Origin of the sequence: Tersicoccus solisilvae, from assembly GCF_014643255.1 — a bacterium.
Classification (GTDB): domain Bacteria; phylum Actinomycetota; class Actinomycetes; order Actinomycetales; family Micrococcaceae; genus Tersicoccus; species Tersicoccus solisilvae.
Genome location: NZ_BMJI01000015.1, coordinates 1 through 15,658, shown reverse-complemented (window position 1 = coordinate 15,658; position 15,658 = coordinate 1). Strand labels below are relative to the sequence as shown.

15 protein-coding genes are annotated in these 15,658 nt (G+C 73.2%); 4 read left to right on the top strand and 11 right to left on the bottom strand.

The window, feature by feature from the left end; translation table 11 throughout:
- Nucleotides 1–44: 44 nt before the first annotated feature.
- The 5 genes from rsmD to IEX22_RS11220 form a co-directional block, all read right to left on the bottom strand.
- Nucleotides 45–608, bottom strand: a complete 564-nt coding sequence (rsmD, locus tag IEX22_RS11240; RefSeq protein ID WP_188668503.1) for a 16S rRNA (guanine(966)-N(2))-methyltransferase RsmD — start codon at nucleotides 606–608, stop codon at nucleotides 45–47.
- Between the two features lie 66 nt (nucleotides 609–674).
- The gene (locus IEX22_RS11235) at nucleotides 675–2,924 is read right to left on the bottom strand and encodes an ATP-dependent DNA helicase RecG (protein ID WP_188668558.1); all 2,250 of its coding nucleotides are present in this window, start codon (nucleotides 2,922–2,924) and stop codon (nucleotides 675–677) included.
- Nucleotides 2,925–2,968: 44 nt separating this feature from the next.
- Nucleotides 2,969–4,063 carry a DAK2 domain-containing protein gene (locus IEX22_RS11230; protein WP_229659973.1) on the bottom strand — a complete coding sequence of 365 codons (1,095 nt, stop codon included), beginning with the start codon at nucleotides 4,061–4,063 and terminating at the stop codon, nucleotides 2,969–2,971.
- A complete protein-coding gene (thiL, locus tag IEX22_RS11225) occupies nucleotides 4,053–5,135 on the bottom strand; it encodes a thiamine-phosphate kinase (protein ID WP_188668502.1) in 1,083 nt (360 codons plus the stop codon). Before thiL ends, IEX22_RS11230 begins: the two co-directional genes overlap by 11 nt.
- Nucleotides 5,136–5,197: 62 nt before the next feature.
- Nucleotides 5,198–6,262 carry an LCP family protein gene (locus tag IEX22_RS11220; protein WP_188668501.1) on the bottom strand — a complete coding sequence of 355 codons (1,065 nt, stop codon included), beginning with the start codon at nucleotides 6,260–6,262 and terminating at the stop codon, nucleotides 5,198–5,200.
- 191 nt (nucleotides 6,263–6,453) lie between these two features.
- Between IEX22_RS11220 and IEX22_RS11215 the strand changes: the two genes are divergently transcribed.
- Nucleotides 6,454–7,026, top strand: a complete 573-nt coding sequence (locus IEX22_RS11215) for a DUF3515 domain-containing protein (RefSeq protein WP_229659972.1) — start codon at nucleotides 6,454–6,456, stop codon at nucleotides 7,024–7,026.
- A 37-nt stretch (nucleotides 7,027–7,063) separates the two neighbouring features.
- On the opposite strand, the gene IEX22_RS11210 is transcribed toward IEX22_RS11215, so the two are convergent.
- The 6 genes from IEX22_RS11210 to leuC all read right to left on the bottom strand — a co-directional run bounded on the left by IEX22_RS11210 (nucleotide 7,064) and on the right by leuC (nucleotide 13,745).
- Complete coding sequence (locus IEX22_RS11210; protein WP_229659971.1) at nucleotides 7,064–8,218, bottom strand: D-alanine--D-alanine ligase family protein; 1,155 nt, start codon at nucleotides 8,216–8,218, stop codon at nucleotides 7,064–7,066.
- Nucleotides 8,215–9,261: an NAD(P)H-dependent glycerol-3-phosphate dehydrogenase gene (locus tag IEX22_RS11205; RefSeq protein WP_188668500.1), complete on the bottom strand. Its 1,047-nt coding sequence runs from the start codon at nucleotides 9,259–9,261 to the stop codon at nucleotides 8,215–8,217. Before IEX22_RS11205 ends, IEX22_RS11210 begins: the two co-directional genes overlap by 4 nt.
- Entirely contained in the window at nucleotides 9,258–10,079 is an 822-nt protein-coding gene (locus tag IEX22_RS11200; protein ID WP_229659970.1) for a lysophospholipid acyltransferase family protein, read from the bottom strand. Before IEX22_RS11200 ends, IEX22_RS11205 begins: the two co-directional genes overlap by 4 nt.
- Nucleotides 10,080–10,119: 40 nt before the next feature.
- Nucleotides 10,120–11,448 (bottom strand): UDP-N-acetylglucosamine 1-carboxyvinyltransferase, encoded by a 1,329-nt coding sequence (murA, locus tag IEX22_RS11195; protein ID WP_188668499.1) that lies wholly within the window; start codon nucleotides 11,446–11,448, stop codon nucleotides 10,120–10,122.
- Nucleotides 11,449–11,687: 239 nt separating this feature from the next.
- Complete coding sequence (gene leuD / locus IEX22_RS11190; RefSeq protein WP_188668498.1) at nucleotides 11,688–12,284, bottom strand: 3-isopropylmalate dehydratase small subunit; 597 nt, start codon at nucleotides 12,282–12,284, stop codon at nucleotides 11,688–11,690.
- Between the two features lie 12 nt (nucleotides 12,285–12,296).
- Nucleotides 12,297–13,745 (bottom strand): 3-isopropylmalate dehydratase large subunit, encoded by a 1,449-nt coding sequence (gene leuC, locus IEX22_RS11185; RefSeq protein WP_188668497.1) that lies wholly within the window; start codon nucleotides 13,743–13,745, stop codon nucleotides 12,297–12,299.
- A gap of 81 nt (nucleotides 13,746–13,826) precedes the next feature.
- Here leuC and IEX22_RS11180 point away from each other — a divergent pair, with 81 nt between their 5' ends.
- The 3 genes from IEX22_RS11180 (at nucleotide 13,827) to IEX22_RS11170 (ending at nucleotide 15,571) form a co-directional block, all read left to right on the top strand.
- A complete protein-coding gene (locus IEX22_RS11180; RefSeq protein ID WP_188668496.1) occupies nucleotides 13,827–14,627 on the top strand; it encodes an IclR family transcriptional regulator in 801 nt (266 codons plus the stop codon).
- The gene (locus IEX22_RS11175) at nucleotides 14,624–15,151 is read left to right on the top strand and encodes a DUF1697 domain-containing protein (RefSeq protein WP_188668495.1); all 528 of its coding nucleotides are present in this window, start codon (nucleotides 14,624–14,626) and stop codon (nucleotides 15,149–15,151) included. Before IEX22_RS11180 ends, IEX22_RS11175 begins: the two co-directional genes overlap by 4 nt.
- 72 nt (nucleotides 15,152–15,223) lie before the next feature.
- Entirely contained in the window at nucleotides 15,224–15,571 is a 348-nt protein-coding gene (locus IEX22_RS11170) for a DUF2200 domain-containing protein (RefSeq protein ID WP_188668494.1), read from the top strand.
- The last annotated feature ends 87 nt before the right edge of the window (nucleotides 15,572–15,658 follow it).

Here is a 15,658-nt window from a genome sequence, read left to right as displayed (position 1 = left end):
GCGTTGCCCGCGCCGGGGCAGGCAGGGCGCGGTCCGGGCGGCGCTCAGGCCGGCGAGGCGTACCAGAGCCGGGTCTCGCCGTACTTCCGGTCGCGGACGGGTTCGAGGCCGTCCGGCCAGGTCGGCTCCGGGGACCGGGAGGAGCGCTCGACGACGACCAGGGCACCGGCGGCCAGGGCCGGGCGCAGCAGGGCCAGCACGCCCGCGAGCTCGGGCTCGGGCATCGGATAGGGCGGGTCGAGGAAGACCAGATCCCAGCCGTGCGGGTCCGGCTCGGCGAGGAACGACGCGGCCTTCTCCTGCCTGACCCGCACGGCCGCGGGACCGAGCTCCGCCTGCAGCAGGCGCGCGTTGCGGCGGCAGACGTCGGCGGCCCGACGAGCCGCCTCGACGAGGGTGGCCCGGCGGGCGCCCCGGCTGAGGGCCTCGAGGCCGAGCGCGCCGGACCCGGCGAACAGGTCCAGCACCAACGCCCCGCGGATCGCGTCGGCGGCCTCCAGGCCGGAGAACAGTGACTCCTTGACCCGGTCCGTCGTCGGGCGCGTGTGGTCCCCGGGCACGGAGGCCAGGGCGCGCCCACCGGCGATCCCGGCGATGATCCGGCTCATGCCGCCCCCTGCCGGACGGCATTCGTCGCGTCGGTCGCGGTGCGCACCCGGTTCCGGGCCCTGTCGTCAGCCACGGTCCAGCCACTCCTCGGCCTCGGGGTCGAGGTAGTCGTCGATGGCGCCGGCCAGCACGGGGTGGCCCGTGAGCCCGGGATCGTCCTCGATGATGGCCTGCGCGTCCTGCCGGGCCGCGACGATGATCTTCTCGTCCTCGATCACCCGCAGCAGCTTGAGCGTGGACCGGCCGCCGGACTGGCGGGCGCCGAGGATGTCGCCCTCGCGTCGCAGCTTGAGGTCCTCCTCGGCGAGCCGGAAGCCGTCGGTCGTGCTCGCGACGGCATCGAGCCGGGCGCGGGACGGGTGACCCTCCTCGAGGGAGGTGACGAGCAGGCACGTCCCGGGCAGTCCCCCGCGGCCCACGCGGCCGCGCAGCTGGTGCAGCTGCGAGATGCCGAACCGGTCGGCGTCGAGGATCACCATCAGGGTGGCGCGGGCGACGTCGACCCCGACCTCGATGACGGTCGTGGACACGAGGACGTCCAGATCGCCGCGGTGGAAGGCGGCCATGGTCGCGACCTTGTCGCCGGGGTCGAGCCGGCCGTGCAGCTCGCCGATCCGCACCCCGGCCAGCGCGGGCGCCCGCCGCAGCGCCGCGGCGGTGTCCTCGACGGAGGCCAGCGGCGCGCGTTTCGAGTCCGGGCCGTCGTCGTCCGTGGCCAGCTCGAGCTCCACGCCGTCGCCGTCGTCGAAGCCGCCGGCCCGGGCCCCGGTGCCGTCGCCCTCGATCTTGGGACAGACGACGTAGACCTGCCGGCCGGCGTCGACCTCCTCGCGGGCGCGCTGCCAGATCCGCTCCCGCCACACGGGGTGCTCGGTGAGCGGGACGATGTGGGTGTCGATGGGGGCGCGGCCGGCGGGCAGCCCGTCGAGGAAGAGCGTGCCGAGATCCCCGAAGACGGTCATGGCGACGGTGCGCGGGATGGGCGTGGCGGTCATGACGAGCAGGTGCGGTGGCACGCCGGCCCGGGTGCGCAGCGTGTCCCGCTGTTCGACGCCGAACCGGTGCTGTTCGTCGACGACGACGAGGCCCAGCTCGGCGAACTGGACGGTCTCGGACAGCAGCGCGTGCGTGCCGACGACGATGCCGGCCTCCCCGGACGCCGCGGCGAGCAGCGCTTCGCGGCGCGCGGCGGTGGACATGCTCCCGGTGAGCAGCACGACCCGGGTGGCGTGCTCGGCACCACCGAGCATGCCGGCCTGGGCGAGCGGGCCGAGGGTCGAGGTGATGGAGGCGTGATGCTGGGCGGCGAGCACCTCGGTGGGGGCGAGCAGGGCCGCCTGCCCACCCGCATCGACCACCTGCAGCATGGCCCGCAGCGCCACCAGGGTCTTGCCGGAGCCCACCTCGCCCTGCAGCAGGGCGTTCATCGGATGGTCGGCGGACAGCGCCGCGTCCAGGCTCTCCCCCACCTCCCGCTGCCCCGTGGTGAGGGTGAAGGGCAGGACGGCGTCGAAGTCCGCCAGCAGCCCGTCGTCCCGCCGGGGCCGCCCCACCGCGACCTGCGCCTGCTGCTCGGCCCGGCGCCGGGCGAGCGCCGTCTGTAGGATGAGCGCCTCCTGGTACCGGAACCGGTGCCGGGCCCGGTAGGCGTCGGCGACCTCGGCGGGGGCGTGGATGTCGCGGTAGGCGGTGACGAGGTCGCCGAGGTGTTCGCGCGCGGCGATCCCGGCGGGCACGACGTCGGGCAGGCGCACGGCGTCGTCCGGGTCGCCCGTGATGCCCAGGTGGGCGAGCACGGTGGCGACCCGTTGGGCGACCCACCAGCTGGTGAGCGTCGCCGTGGCCGGGTAGACCGGGATGGGCCGGTTCGCCAGGTCCTCGCCCGTCGTGTCGTCCTCGAGGAGGAGGTAGTGGGGGTTGGTCAGCGTCGGCTGGTGCCGGTAGACGCTGACCTTGCCGCTGAACAGCGCCGTCACCCCCGGTTGCAGGTCCCGGAAGGCCTGGTAGCCGGAGAAGAAGGAGAGGGTCAGGGTGCCGGGCCGCAGCGCGTCCCGGTCGGTGATGACGACCTCGACGATGCTGCCGCGCCGGTTGCGCATGGGTCGCTGCGAGCTGGAGAGGACCTCCGCGATGAGGGTGACCTCCTCGTCGATGGGCAGCCCGGCGATGCTCTGGAGTTCCCCGCGCTCCAGATAGCGGCGCGGGAAGTGGTTCAGCAGGGCCCCGACCGTGCGCAGGCCGAGGCCCTTCTCCAGTTTGGTGGCGTTGGCCTTGCCGAGGACGCGGTCGAGCCGGTGCGCCCGCGGGTCGAGGATCCTCGGTGCGGAGGCGGAGCGCCGGCGCTGCGGCGCCGGCCCGGTCACTGGTGCGGCTCCGGCGTCTCCTCGGCGCGCAGCGAGGAGACCACCAGGTTCTCCGGGCTGCCGCTGCCGCTGATGACGGCGAGCGCGCGGTCGTGGGCGTCGTGGGGGACGTGCGCGTGCAGACGCCACCGGTACGCAGTACCAGAGCCGGCAGTACCAGAGCCGGCAGTACCAGAGCCGGCCGTACCAGCGCCGGCCGTACCGGAGCCGGCGACCCCGGCGGACTGCTCCCCGACCGGGGTGATGGCGGTGAGGATCACCGAGTCGCCCAGCTCGTCGAGCGCGATGCGCAGGCTGGCGGCGTCGAGGGGGCTGAGGTTGATGCTGCACATGATCTCGACGCCGTCCATCGCCTCGACGTGGCCGCCGTGGTCGAGGCCGTCGAGGTGTTCGAGGGGCTCGACGGCCACCGGGTCGCCGGTCAACGCCCAGCGCAGGCACTGCAGGATGAGCAGCAGACCGACGGCGCCGGAGTCGACGACGCGGGCGCGCGCCAGGACGTCGTTCTGCTCCTCGGTGGCCTCGACCGCGGTCGCCGCCGCGTCGAGCACGCCGTCGAGCACGGCGACCAGGCCGGCGTGGCTCTCGTCGCCGTCACGGCCCGAGGCGTGCCGGGCGCACGCCGCCGCGGCCGCCTCGATCACCGAGAGCATGGTGCCGGGGACGGGGTCGCTGAGCGCGGACCAGCAGCGCACGCTGGCGCGTTCGAGAGCGGCGGCGAGGGTGGGGGGAGTGAGCCGGGACTGCCCCGCCAGCGGTTCGGCCATGGCGCTGAGCATGACGGCGAGGATGGTGCCGGAGTTGCCGCGGGCGTGCTCCAACGCCTGGGCGCCGGCCGCCCCGAGGATGGCCCCCAGGTCGACGACGCCGTTCGCGGCGCGGTCCTCCCCGTGATGGGGCGGCTGCGGGATCGCCGGCAGGCCGGCCACGGCGGCGGTCACGGTCTGGACCAGGTTGGACCCGGTGTCCGAGTCCGGCACCGGGAAGACGTTGATGGCGTTCAGCTCGCTGCGGTGGTCGGTCAGGACGGCCTCGGCGTGGGTCAGCCAGCGGTGGATGACCGCGGTGGAGGACCCGGCCCTAGGCTGCAAAGTGATCCCATCCTGTCGTCGGCGACGGACGACCGTCGACCAGCAGTTCCGCGGGGCCGTCCGCGACCGAGCCTATCGCAGTGAATCCGGGCGGGACGGTGCCCGGTGGGAAGGCCGCGAGCAGTCCGAAATCCTCCCCGCCGGTGAGGCACCAGCGCAGCGGATCGGCACCGAGCAGGGCGGCGGCCGGGGCGAGCCGGTCGGCGAACGGGGCCAGCCGCGCGGTGTCCAGGTCGACGCGCACGCCGCTGGCCCGGGCGAGCCGTTCGCCGTCGCGGACGAGGCCGTCGGAGACGTCCATCAGCGCATGCGCGCCGGCGCGGGCGGCAACGGCCCCGGCTCCCAGCGGCGGCCGGGGACGCAGCTGGGCGAGCACGAGCTCCTCGACCAGCGCCCGCTCCCGCCCGGTCGTGCCCTGGGCCGTGCCGGCCGGTACCGCGGCGTCCAGCAGCGCCAGGCCCGCGGCGGCCTCCCCCACGCGCCCCGTGACCGCGATTTCGTCGCCGGGACGGGCACCGCTGCGCAGCACCGGGCCGGCCTCGTCCAGCCGGCCCAGGGCGGTGATCGTCAGCACCACCTCCCGCGCGCCGGAGAGGTCACCGCCGGCCACCGTGCAGCCCTGCGCGCCGAGCGCGCGCACGGCGTCCGCGATGCCGTCGGCCAGCGAGAGCACCCAGTCCACCGGGGTGCCTGGCGGCATGGCGAGACTGACCAGGAGCCCGACGGGGTGTGCGGCCATGGCGTTGAGGTCGGAGAGGTTCTGGGCGACGCCCTTGAACCCGACGTCGTGGCCGAGCGTGACGCGCCCGTTCGGCCAGACGGCGCGGTAGTCCAGGTCCTGGACGAGCGTGTCGACGGTGACGACGACGCGCTCGTCGCCGATCCGCAGGACCGCCGCGTCGTCGCCGTTGCCGACGTCGTGCCCGTGCTCCGGGGCTGCCTGCGGCAGCCGCGGCAGGAACGCCGCCAGCAGCTGCGCCTCGCTCAGGGCCCCGACGCGGGTGGCGGGATCCCCCTGGTCGCCGAGGCCGGGGGGCGGATCGGATGGCGCCGGCGCGCCCGAGCTGGTCATGCACCCGACCCTAACCGGGTGCACCGACGATTCCCCGCGGGCGGTCCGCCCACCGGCCGGGACTACTGACCGTCCGGGTGGTCGGCGATGTACTGGGCCATGGTGTCGTCCCGCAGCGCCTTGCCCACCTCCGCCACGGCCTGCTCGTCGACCACGATGATCGACTGGCCGTCGCTGGAGAAGGAGGTGCCGGAGTTCGGCAGGGTGAACATGTGCACGTCCCCGCCGCGCACGCTGCGCAGCTTCCAGCCCAGGCCCATCAGCTCGCCGGACGTGAGCGTGCGGTCGACGCCGAGGTAGGGGGAGAACTCCGAGACGGCGTTCGCGACCATGCCCGGGTTCGCGAGCACGGCCGGGGAGAGCAGCGTGTTCATCAGCGACTTCAGGTAGAGCTGCTGGTCCTTCACCCGCTGGTAGTCGCCGTCGGTGAACGCGTGCCGCTCCCGGACGAACGCGAGCGCGTGGGCGCCGTCGAGCACCTGCTCCCCCGCCGTGAACTCGAGCCCGTCGATGGCCTTGAAGTCCTGGGGCACGTTGACGCTGACGCCGCCGATGGCGTCGGTCAGCTTCTCGAAGCCGGCGAAGTCCAGGGCGGTCACGTTGTCGATGCGGGTGCCGAGCATGCCCTCGAGGGTCTGTACCAGCAGGGGGATGCCGCCGATCGCCATGGCGGAGTTGATCTTGCCCTCCCCGGAGCCGGGGATGTCCACCCAGGAGTCGCGCATGATCGACATGGCGTACATGCCCTTCCCGTCCGAGGGGATGTGCACGAGCATGATGGTGTCGGCGCGCTGGTCGCTGCCGTCGGCGTTGTTGAGGTCGGCGAGGCTGCCCCGGGTGTCGCTGCCCAGCAGCAGGATGTTGCGGGCGCCCCCGCCGGCCGCCTCGGGCCGGTCCCCGTCGGGGAAGACCTTCTCCAGCTTCACCGTCTTCTCGTCGAAGGTACGGGCGATGCCGCCGACGTACGTGCCGATCACGATGGCGACGATCGCGACGACGGCGATCACCGCGAGCACGATCGTGCGGGTGAGGCGCCTGCGGCGGAGCTTCTTCCTGGCGGCGACCCGCTGCTCGGAGGCCGCGTGCGGCCCCAGCGGGCGGGTGTCCGCCGTGCCCGGCTCGTCCATCTGTCCTCCTGCATCCGGGCCCGGCCCGGTCACGCGACGTCAAAGGTCCTGACGATCCTAAGGGGTGCCGCTGGCCGGATGCTGCACGCCGCCGGTGATCTTGCCCGCGTCCCGGTGGGGCGGCTCACGGCGACCGGCGACGTGCCTCGCCAGCGCTCTGTCCGCGGGTCGAACCCCGATAGGCTCGCGCTGTGCCGTTCCGTCTCCGCCCCCGTCCGTCCGCCGCCCCGACCGCGGACGACGCGGGAGCCGGCCGGAGGGCCTGGAACCGGCCCGGCCGGATCGACCGCACCCGCACGGCGGCCGTCGTCGCCGTCACCGGCATCGCGGCGACTCTCACCGGGTGTGCTCCGACCGTGGACGTGGCCCCGGCCGCGCAGTCCAACGACCCGCGGTGTGCGCCCGTGATGATCGCCCTGCCGCACGAGCTCGCCGGCAAGACCCGGCGCACCACGACCAGCCAGGCCACCGCCGCCTGGGGCGACCCCTCGGCGGCGGTGCTGCGGTGCGGCGTCCGCCCGCCGGGACCGACGACGGAGCGCTGCGTCAGCGTCAACGGTGTCGACTGGATCGCCGTCCAGGAGAAGAACGACACCTGGCGACTGACCACGTACGGGCGCGAACCGGCGGTGGAGCTGCTGCTGGACACCAGCCGCGCGGCGTCCAGCACCGTGCTGGTCGAGCTGGCCGGCCCGGTCTCGGCCCTGCCCCGGACCCGTCAGTGCCTGGACGTGCGGGACGTCCCGCTGCCGAGCACCGGCTGACCGGCGCCGAACCCGCCCCGACTCGACTCGACCGCGGTCAGCGCAGCCCCGTGCTCCGCCCCAGCGCCAGCTCCAGCAACCGGTCGATCAGCTCGGGATAGTCCACCCCGGTGGCGGCCCACATCTGCGGGTACATCGAGATGGGGGTGAAACCGGGCATCGTGTTGATCTCGTTGACCAGCAGGTCGCCCTCGGGCGTGTAGAAGAAGTCCACCCGGGAGAGCCCCTCGGCCGCGATCGCCTCGAACGCCTCGACGGCCAGCTGCCGGATCCGGGCGGTCGCCTCGGCGGGCAGGTCCGCCGGGCAGCTCAGCTCGGCCGCGGCGGCGTCGACGTACTTGGCGTCGAAGTCGTAGAAGGCGTGCTGCCCGTCGGCGACGACGATCTCCCCGGGCAGGCTCGCGATCGGTCGCTCGGGCGCGGGGCGATCCAGCACGGCGCACTCGATCTCCCGCCCGACGATGCCGGCCTCGACGACCACCTTGGGGTCGTGCTCGCGGGCCGTCTCGATCGCGGCCTCCAGCGCCGCCGGGTCCGTCACCCGCGTGATGCCCATGCTCGATCCGGCGCGGGCCGGCTTGACGAACACCGGCAGGCCGAGCCGGGCCACCCGATCCAGGCAGCCGGCCCGGTCGTTCGCCCACTGCCGGTCGGTGATCGACTCGTACGGGCCCACCGGCAGGCCGGCGTGCTCGAACACGATCTTCATGAAGTCCTTGTCCATGCCGACGGCGCTGGCGAGCACGCCCGCACCGACGTACGGCACGCCGAGCAGGTCGAGCATTCCCTGGATGGTGCCGTCCTCCCCGAACGGGCCGTGCAGCAGCGGGAACACGACGTCGACGGTGCCGAGGCTGCGCGGCGGCTCGCCGGGCGCGGTCACGAGCAGCTCGTGCGAGCCGGCACCCGGCGCGGTGACCACGGTGGCGTGCGCGTCCTCGATGGCCGGCAGGGCACCGCCGTCGAGGCTGAAGGCCTGCACCCGCGCGTCGTCCATCTGCACCCACTGGCCGGACCGGCTGATCCCGATGGGCACGACGTCGTACCGGCGGCGGTCCATGGCGCGCAGCACGCCGGCGGCGGTGACGCAGCTGACGGCGTGCTCGCTGGACCGACCCCCGAACAGCACGGCGACGCGGATCCTCCCGTCCTGTCCGCGAGCGGCGGTCCCGGGCTGGGCGGATTCGGTCACTGTTCTCCTTCGGATTTCAGGTCGCGGTCGAGCAGGCGCGGGGCGAGCTCGTCGACGGAGATCTCCCCGTCCAGCACCGCGACGACGTTCTCGGTGATCGGCATCCGCACGCCGAGGCTGCGGCCGAGGTCGAGCACCGGGCGGGCCGACTTGACGCCCTCGGCGGTCTGCCGCATCGTCGCGGTGACCTGCTCGGCGCTCAGGCCGGTGGCGAGCAGCCGGCCGGCGGTGTGGTTGCGGCTCAACGGCGAGGAGCAGGTGGCCACGAGGTCGCCGAGGCCGGCGAGCCCGGCCATCGTCTCCACCCGTCCCCCGAGGGCGAGCGCGAGCCGGGTGGTCTCGGCCAGGCCGCGGGTGATGACGGACGCCTTCGCGTTGTCCCCCATCTGCCGGCCCTCGCAGATGCCCACGGCGAGCGCGATCACGTTCTTGACGATGCCGCCGAACTCCACGCCGACCACGTCGGTGTTGGTGTAGGGCCGGAAGTAGGACGGGGAGCAGGCGGCCGCCACCCGCGCGGCGACGGCTTCGTCGGCGCAGGCCACCACGGACGCGGTCGGCGACTCCCGGGCGATCTCCATCGCCAGGTTCGGCCCGGAGACCACCACGACGCGCTCGGCCGGCAGGCCGAGCCCGGCGGTGATCACCTCGCTCATCCGGGCGTTGGTGTGCAGCTCGAGCCCCTTCATCAGGGACACGACGACGGCGTCCGGGGCGAGCAGCTCCCGGATCCGGGGCAGCTGGGCGCGCAGCGACTGCGCCGGCACGGCGAGGACGACGAGGTCCGCCCCGTGCAGGACGCCGGGCAGGTCGGTGGACGCGGTCAGCGTGGTCGGCAGGGCGATGCCGGGCAGGTACGCGTCGTTGCGGTGCCGGGTCGTGATGTCCTCGACGACGGCGGTGCGACGCCCCCAGATCCGCACCTCGGTCGGCTGCCCCGGTTCGGCGGAGGCCGCTGCCGTGTCCGCGAGGATCTTGGCGAACGTGGTGCCCCAGCTGCCGGCGCCGATGACCGCGATCCGCGAGAAGCGGGCCGGCGTCACCGGTCGTCCGCGCGGTCGCCCGCGGCCTCGGTGCCGGCCTCGGTGGCACCGGCGCCGTCGGTCCCGGCGTCGAAGTGGCGGCCGGTGGCGGGCTGACCATGCTGGTCCGGATCCCAGCGGACGGCCGGCGGCTCCTCACCGCGCAGCCGGGCCAGCTCGTCGGTGATGGCGGCCATGATCTTCTCGGTCGCGGCGGCGAGCACGGTGCGGGTCAGCGGCTGCCCGGCGAACTCGGAGAGGTCCACCGGGTCGCCGACGACCACCGTGACGTGCTTGCGCGGGAAGGGGTGCAGCCGCTTGGCGTAGCGCGGGAACAGGTCCTGGGCGCCCCAGTGCACGACCGGCACGACCGGGGCGCCGGTCCGCAGCGCGAGCCGTGCCGCCCCGGTACGTCCCCGCATGGGCCACAGGTCCGGGTCGCGGGTCAGCGTGCCCTCGGGGTAGACGATGATCCCCCCGCCCTCGTCGATCACGCGCCGGCTGACCTCCAGTGAACCGCCCGCCGTCGTCGCGCCGCGCGAGACGGGCACCTGCCCGGTCCAGCGGAGCAGGGCCGCGAGGCCGGGCACGCGGAACAGGGACTCCTTGGCCAGGAAGTGCGGCAACACCCCCTGGTTGTAGAGGAAGTGGCCCACGATCAGGGGGTCGATCTCGGTGACGTGGTTGGGCACCACGATGAAACCGGTGTCCCGGGGCAGTCGCTCGGCGCCCCGCCACGTGTGGGAGATCAGGGCGTTGAGGCCGGGCCGCACGACGGCGGCCAGGCTCCGGAACGTCCAGATCTGCCGACTGTCGACAGGCGCGTTCTGCGGCGTCACGTCATCCTCCCGTGCCACTGCTGCACTGCAGCGGGCGGTGTCAGCGATCGGTGGTGGTCAGGTCGAAGTCGGCGCCGAGGCCCTCCAGCTTCTCCGTGAACCGCTCGTACCCGCGGTTGATCAGCTCGATGCCGGTCACGTGCGAGGTGCCGGTCGCGGCCAGCGCCGCGATCAGGTGGCTGAATCCGCCCCGCAGGTCCGGCACGTCGATGTCGGTGCCCTTGAGCTGGGTGGGGCCGGAGATGACGGCGGAGTGCAGGAAGTTGCGCTGCCCGAATCGGCACGGCACGCTGCCGAGGCACTCGCGGTGCAGCTGGACGTTCGCGCCCATCCGCACCAGGGCGTCGGTGAAGCCGAACCGGTTCTCGTACACCGTCTCGTGCACGATGGAGACGCCGTCCGCCTGGGTCAGCGCGACGACGAGGGGCTGCTGCCAGTCCGTCATGAACCCGGGGTGCACGTCCGTCTCGAGGACGAGGGGGCTGAGCTTGCCGCCCGGGTGGTAGAACCGGATGCCGGCGTCGTCGATGTCGAACGCGCCGCCGATCTTCCGGAACACGTTCAGGTAGGTCATCATGTCCTGCTGCTTGGCACCCTCGACGTAGATGTCGCCGCGGGTGACCAGGGCCGCCGAGGCCCACGACGCGGACTCGATGCGGTCCGGCAGGGCCCGGTGCTGGTAACCGCCGAGGCTCTTGACGCCCTCGATGCGGATGGTGCGGTCGGTCAGGACGCTGATGATGGCGCCCATCTTCTGCAGCACGGCGATCAGGTCGAGGATCTCGGGCTCCGTCGCGGCGTTGCGCAGCTCCGTGATGCCCTCGGCGCGGGTCGCCGAGAGCAGGACCTGCTCGGTGGCGCCGACCGACGGGAACGGCAGCTCGAGCTTGGCGCCCTTGAGGCCGCGCGGGGCGGTGATGTGGATGCCGGCGTCACCCTTCTCCACGATGGCACCGAACTTGCGCAGCACGGACAGGTGGAAGTCGATGGGCCGATCCCCGATGCGACAGCCGCCGAGGTCCGGGATGAACGCCTCGCCGATGCTGTGGATCAGCGGCCCGACCAGAAGGATCGGGATCCGGGAGTCCCCGGCGTGCGCGTCGATGTCGGCGCGGTTCGCCTGCGTCGCGTGCGTCGGGTCGAGGGTGAGATCGCCGCTGACCGGGTCCTTCGCCACCTCCACGCCGTGCAGCTTGAGCAGATTCGTCACGACGGTGACGTCCTTGATCTCCGGGACGTTGCGCAGCACGGAGGGCTCGTTGCCGAGCAGGGCCGCCACCATGGCCTTGGGAACCAGGTTCTTCGCGCCGCGGACGGTCACCCGACCGGCCAGGGGAACACCACCCCGGATCGTCAACACACGTGCCATGGATCAAGACCTCGTTCATCGATACTGCTCTGCTGCTGTCAGCACTGTCGTCGGCGGGACGGCGCCCGCCGGCCTGACGTCAAGCATAAGAGCATGACGCACGCACCCCGGTGCAACACGGGAGGACGCGCTGATCATCCCGATCGGCTCGTGGCGTTCACCACGGCACGAGCCGATCGCGGGCGCAGGTCAGCGCGGCGGTCGCTGCTCACGCGCGACACGGGCGGCGATGACGCGGCTCACCGGACGGGCAGCGTGGTCGGCTTGTACGCGGGCCGCTGCGCCTCGAAGGCGGCGATGTCGTCCGCGTGGCGCAGGGTCAGGCCGATGTCGTCGAGGCCCTCCATCAAGCGCCACCGCGTGTACGCGTCGATCTCGAACGGGGCGACGATCGAGCCGCAGGTGACGACCTGGTTCACCAGGTCGACGTCGACCTCGGTGCCCGGCGCGTTCTCCAGCTCCTTGAGGATCAGCTCGATGTCGGCCTGCCCCAGCTGCGCGGTGACCAGGCCCTGCTTGCCCGCGTTGCCGCGGAAGATGTCGGCGAACCGGGAGGAGAGCACGGCGGCGAAGCCGTAGTCCTTCAGGGCCCACACGGCGTGTTCCCGGCTGGAGCCCGTGCCGAAGTCGGGTCCGGCGACGAGCACGCTGCCGCGGGCGTACGGCTCCCGGTTGAGGATGAAGTCCTCGTCCTTGCGCCAGCCGGCGAACAGCCCGTCCTCGAACCCCGTGCGGGTGATCCGCTTGAGGTAGACGGCGGGGATGATCTGGTCGGTGTCGACGTTCGATCGGCGCAGGGGCACGCCGATGCCGCGGTGGCTGCTGAACTTGTCCATGGGTGTCTCCTCTCAGACGGCGACGGGCTCGGGCGCGGGCGAGACCGGCGTGCCGGCGGGGGGCAGGTCCAGCGGCGAGGACAGGGTGCCGCGCACCGCGGTCGCGGCCGCGACCACCGGGGACACCAGGTGGGTGCGGCCGCCCTTGCCCTGCCGGCCCTCGAAGTTGCGGTTCGACGTGGACGCGCAGCGCTCCCCCGGCGCCAGCTGGTCCGGGTTCATGCCCAGGCACATCGAGCAGCCCGCGAAGCGCCAGTCGGCGCCGAAGTCGGTGAACACGCGGTCCAGGCCCTCGGCCTCGGCCTGCAGCCGGACCCGGGCCGATCCCGGCACCACCATCATGCGCACGGCCGGGTCCTTCGTGCGGCCGCGGATGACGTCGGCGGCGGCGCGCAGGTCCTCGATCCGGCTGTTGGTGCACGACCCGAGGAACACGGTGTCGACGCGGATGTCCTTCATCGGGGTCCCGGCGGTCAGATCCATGTACTCCAGCGCCCGCCGGGCGCCGGCCTTGGTGTCCTCGTCGCCGAAGCTCTCGGGGTCGGGCACGGTCTCGGAGAGCGAGACACCCTGCCCGGGGTTGGTCCCCCACGTGACGAACGGCTCCAGGCTGTTCGCGTCCAGGAACACCTCGGCGTCGAACACGGCGTCGTCGTCGGTGTGCAGCTGCGACCAGGCGGCGACGGCGTCGTCCCAGTCGGCACCGGTGGGCGCGTGCGGCCGGCCGGCGACGTAGTCGAAGGTGGTCTGGTCCGGGGCCACCATGCCGGCGCGGGCACCGGCCTCGATGGACATGTTGCAGATCGTCATCCGGGCCTCCATGGACAGGGCCCGGATCGCGGAACCGCGGTACTCCAGGACGTAGCCCTGCCCGCCGCCGGTGCCGATCCTGGCGATCACGGCCAGGATGATGTCCTTGGCACTGACCCCCTCGCCCAGCTCGCCCTCGACGGTGATCGCCATCGTCCTGAACGGCTTCAGGGGCAGCGTCTGGGTGGCCATCACGTGCTCCACCTCGGACGTGCCGATGCCGAACGCCAGCGCCCCGAAGGCACCGTGCGTGGAGGTGTGGGAGTCGCCGCAGACGACCGTCTGCCCCGGCTGGGTGAGCCCCAGCTGGGGACCGACGACGTGCACGATGCCCTGCTCGGCGTCGCCGAGGGAGTGCAGCCGGACGCCGAACTCCGCGCAGTTGGCGCGCAGGGTCTCGATCTGGGTGCGGCTGGTCGGATCGGCGATCGGCTTGTCGATGGCGATCGTGGGGGTGTTGTGGTCCTCCGTGGCGATCGTGAGGTCGGGCCGGCGCAGCGGCCGGCCGGCCAGGCGCAGCCCCTCGAACGCCTGCGGCGAGGTCACCTCGTGGAGCATGTGGAGGTCGATGTAGAGGAGATCGGGCTGGCCGTCCTCGCCCCGTCGCACGACGTGGTCGTCCCATACCTTCTCCGCCAGTGTCCTGCCCACGACCCTCACTCCTTCGTCGTCGTGTCCGGCCGTTCCCGAGCCGGGCTTGCGTCTCGAATATTGAGACGGCAATATCAGTACATGGACAACTCTAGTGGAGTCGGCGTCATCGACAAAGCGGTTCTCGTGCTCGATGCGCTGGAGGCGGGGCCGACGACGCTCGCCCAGCTGGTCACGGCGACCGGGCTCGCGCGCCCGACCGTGCACCGCCTCGCGCTCGCCCTCGTGCACCATCGCCTGGTGGGCCGGGACGTGCAGGGCCGCTTCGTGCTCGGCTCCCGGCTGGTGGAGCTCGCCGCGGCCGCCGGCGAGGACCGGCTCACCGCCGCCGCCGGTCCGGTGCTGATCGGCCTGCGGGACGCGACCGGGGAGAGCGCCCAGCTGTACCGCCGGCAGGGCGATCGGCGCGTGTGCGTCGCGTCGGCCGAACGCCCGATCGGCCTGCGCGACACCATTCCCGTCGGCACCCAGCTGTCCATGCGGGCCGGCTCGGCCGCCCAGGTGCTGCTGGCGTGGGAGGACCACGATCGCCTGCTCGAGGGTCTGCAGGGCGCCCGCTTCACCCCCACCGTGCTCGCCGGGGTGCGCCGCCGCGGCTGGGCGCAGAGCCTGGCCGAACGGGAGCCCGGCGTCGGGTCGGTCTCCGCCCCGGTGCGGGCCCCGTCCGGCCGGGTGATCGCCGCCGTCTCGATCTCCGGGCCGATCGAACGGCTCACCCGGCAGCCGGGCCGGCTGCACGCCGACGTCGTCGTGCGCTCCGCCCGGCAGCTGACCGACGCCCTGCGGTCGGCCGCCGAGGCCGGCGCGGACGGACTCGGGGATGCCGCCGAGCAGCTCTCGGCGGACGGCCTCTCCGCCGCCCCACGGCGCGGGCGCGCGTGAACCGCTTCGCCGTCTTCCTGCGCGGCGTCAACGTCGGCGGGGTGACCATCACCTCGGCGAAGCTGCGCGCCGCCCTCGACGACGACCCGCTCACCGAGGTGCGAACCCTGCTCGCCTCCGGCAACGTGCTCTGTTCGACGACGCTGAGTGCAGCGGAGGCCAAGGCCACGATCGAGCAGCGGCTCCGGGACGCGTTCGGCTACGACGCCTGGGTGGTGGTGCTGTCCCGGAAGGCGGTGGAGCGGATCGCGGCCGCCTGCCCGTTCCCCGCCGACTCGGCGGACGAGCACGCCTACGTCACGCTGGCGTCCGACCCGGCGGCGCTCGACGAGCTGGTGGCCGCCGCGGTGGCGGCCGGAGGCGACGAGCCGGTACGGCTGGACCGGTACGCCATCGCCTGGACGGCGCCGGTGGGGGGAACGCTCGCGTCGCCCCTGACGAAGGTGTCGGCGAAGAAACGCTTCAAGGAGACCACCACGACGCGCAATCTGCGCACGCTGCTCAAGGTCGTCGCGGCCGACTGACCGCGGTACCGTGAGGTCGCGGGTCGCCCGCCGGTCGCCGCTCCGGCGGCCCACGCGCTCTAGCCTGAGGGCATGAGCCGCATCTTCACCTCGAGCGTCGCGTCGGTCCACCCGCTCTACGTCGCCAAGGCGGAGCGAAAGGGCCGCACCCGATCCGAGGTCGATGAGGTCATCCGGTGGCTGACCGGCTTCGATCAGGCCACCCTGGAGCGTCATCTGCGGGACGGGACGACCTTCGCGGACTTCTTCGCCGCCGCGACGCTGAACCCGGCCTCCGCGCGGATCACCGGCTCGGTGTGCGGGGTGAAGGTGCAGGAGGTCGCGGACCCGTTGATGCGCCGCATCCGTTACCTCGACAAGCTCGTCGACGAACTCGCGAAGGGTCGCCCGATGGAGAAGATTCTCCGCCGGGTCGACTGATATGTAGTCGTTCCTGTCAAGGGGGCAGGGTGAAGCGGGGCCCTTCCTGGCCGGGGAGGGCCCCGCTTCGTCGTTCACGGGGTGGTG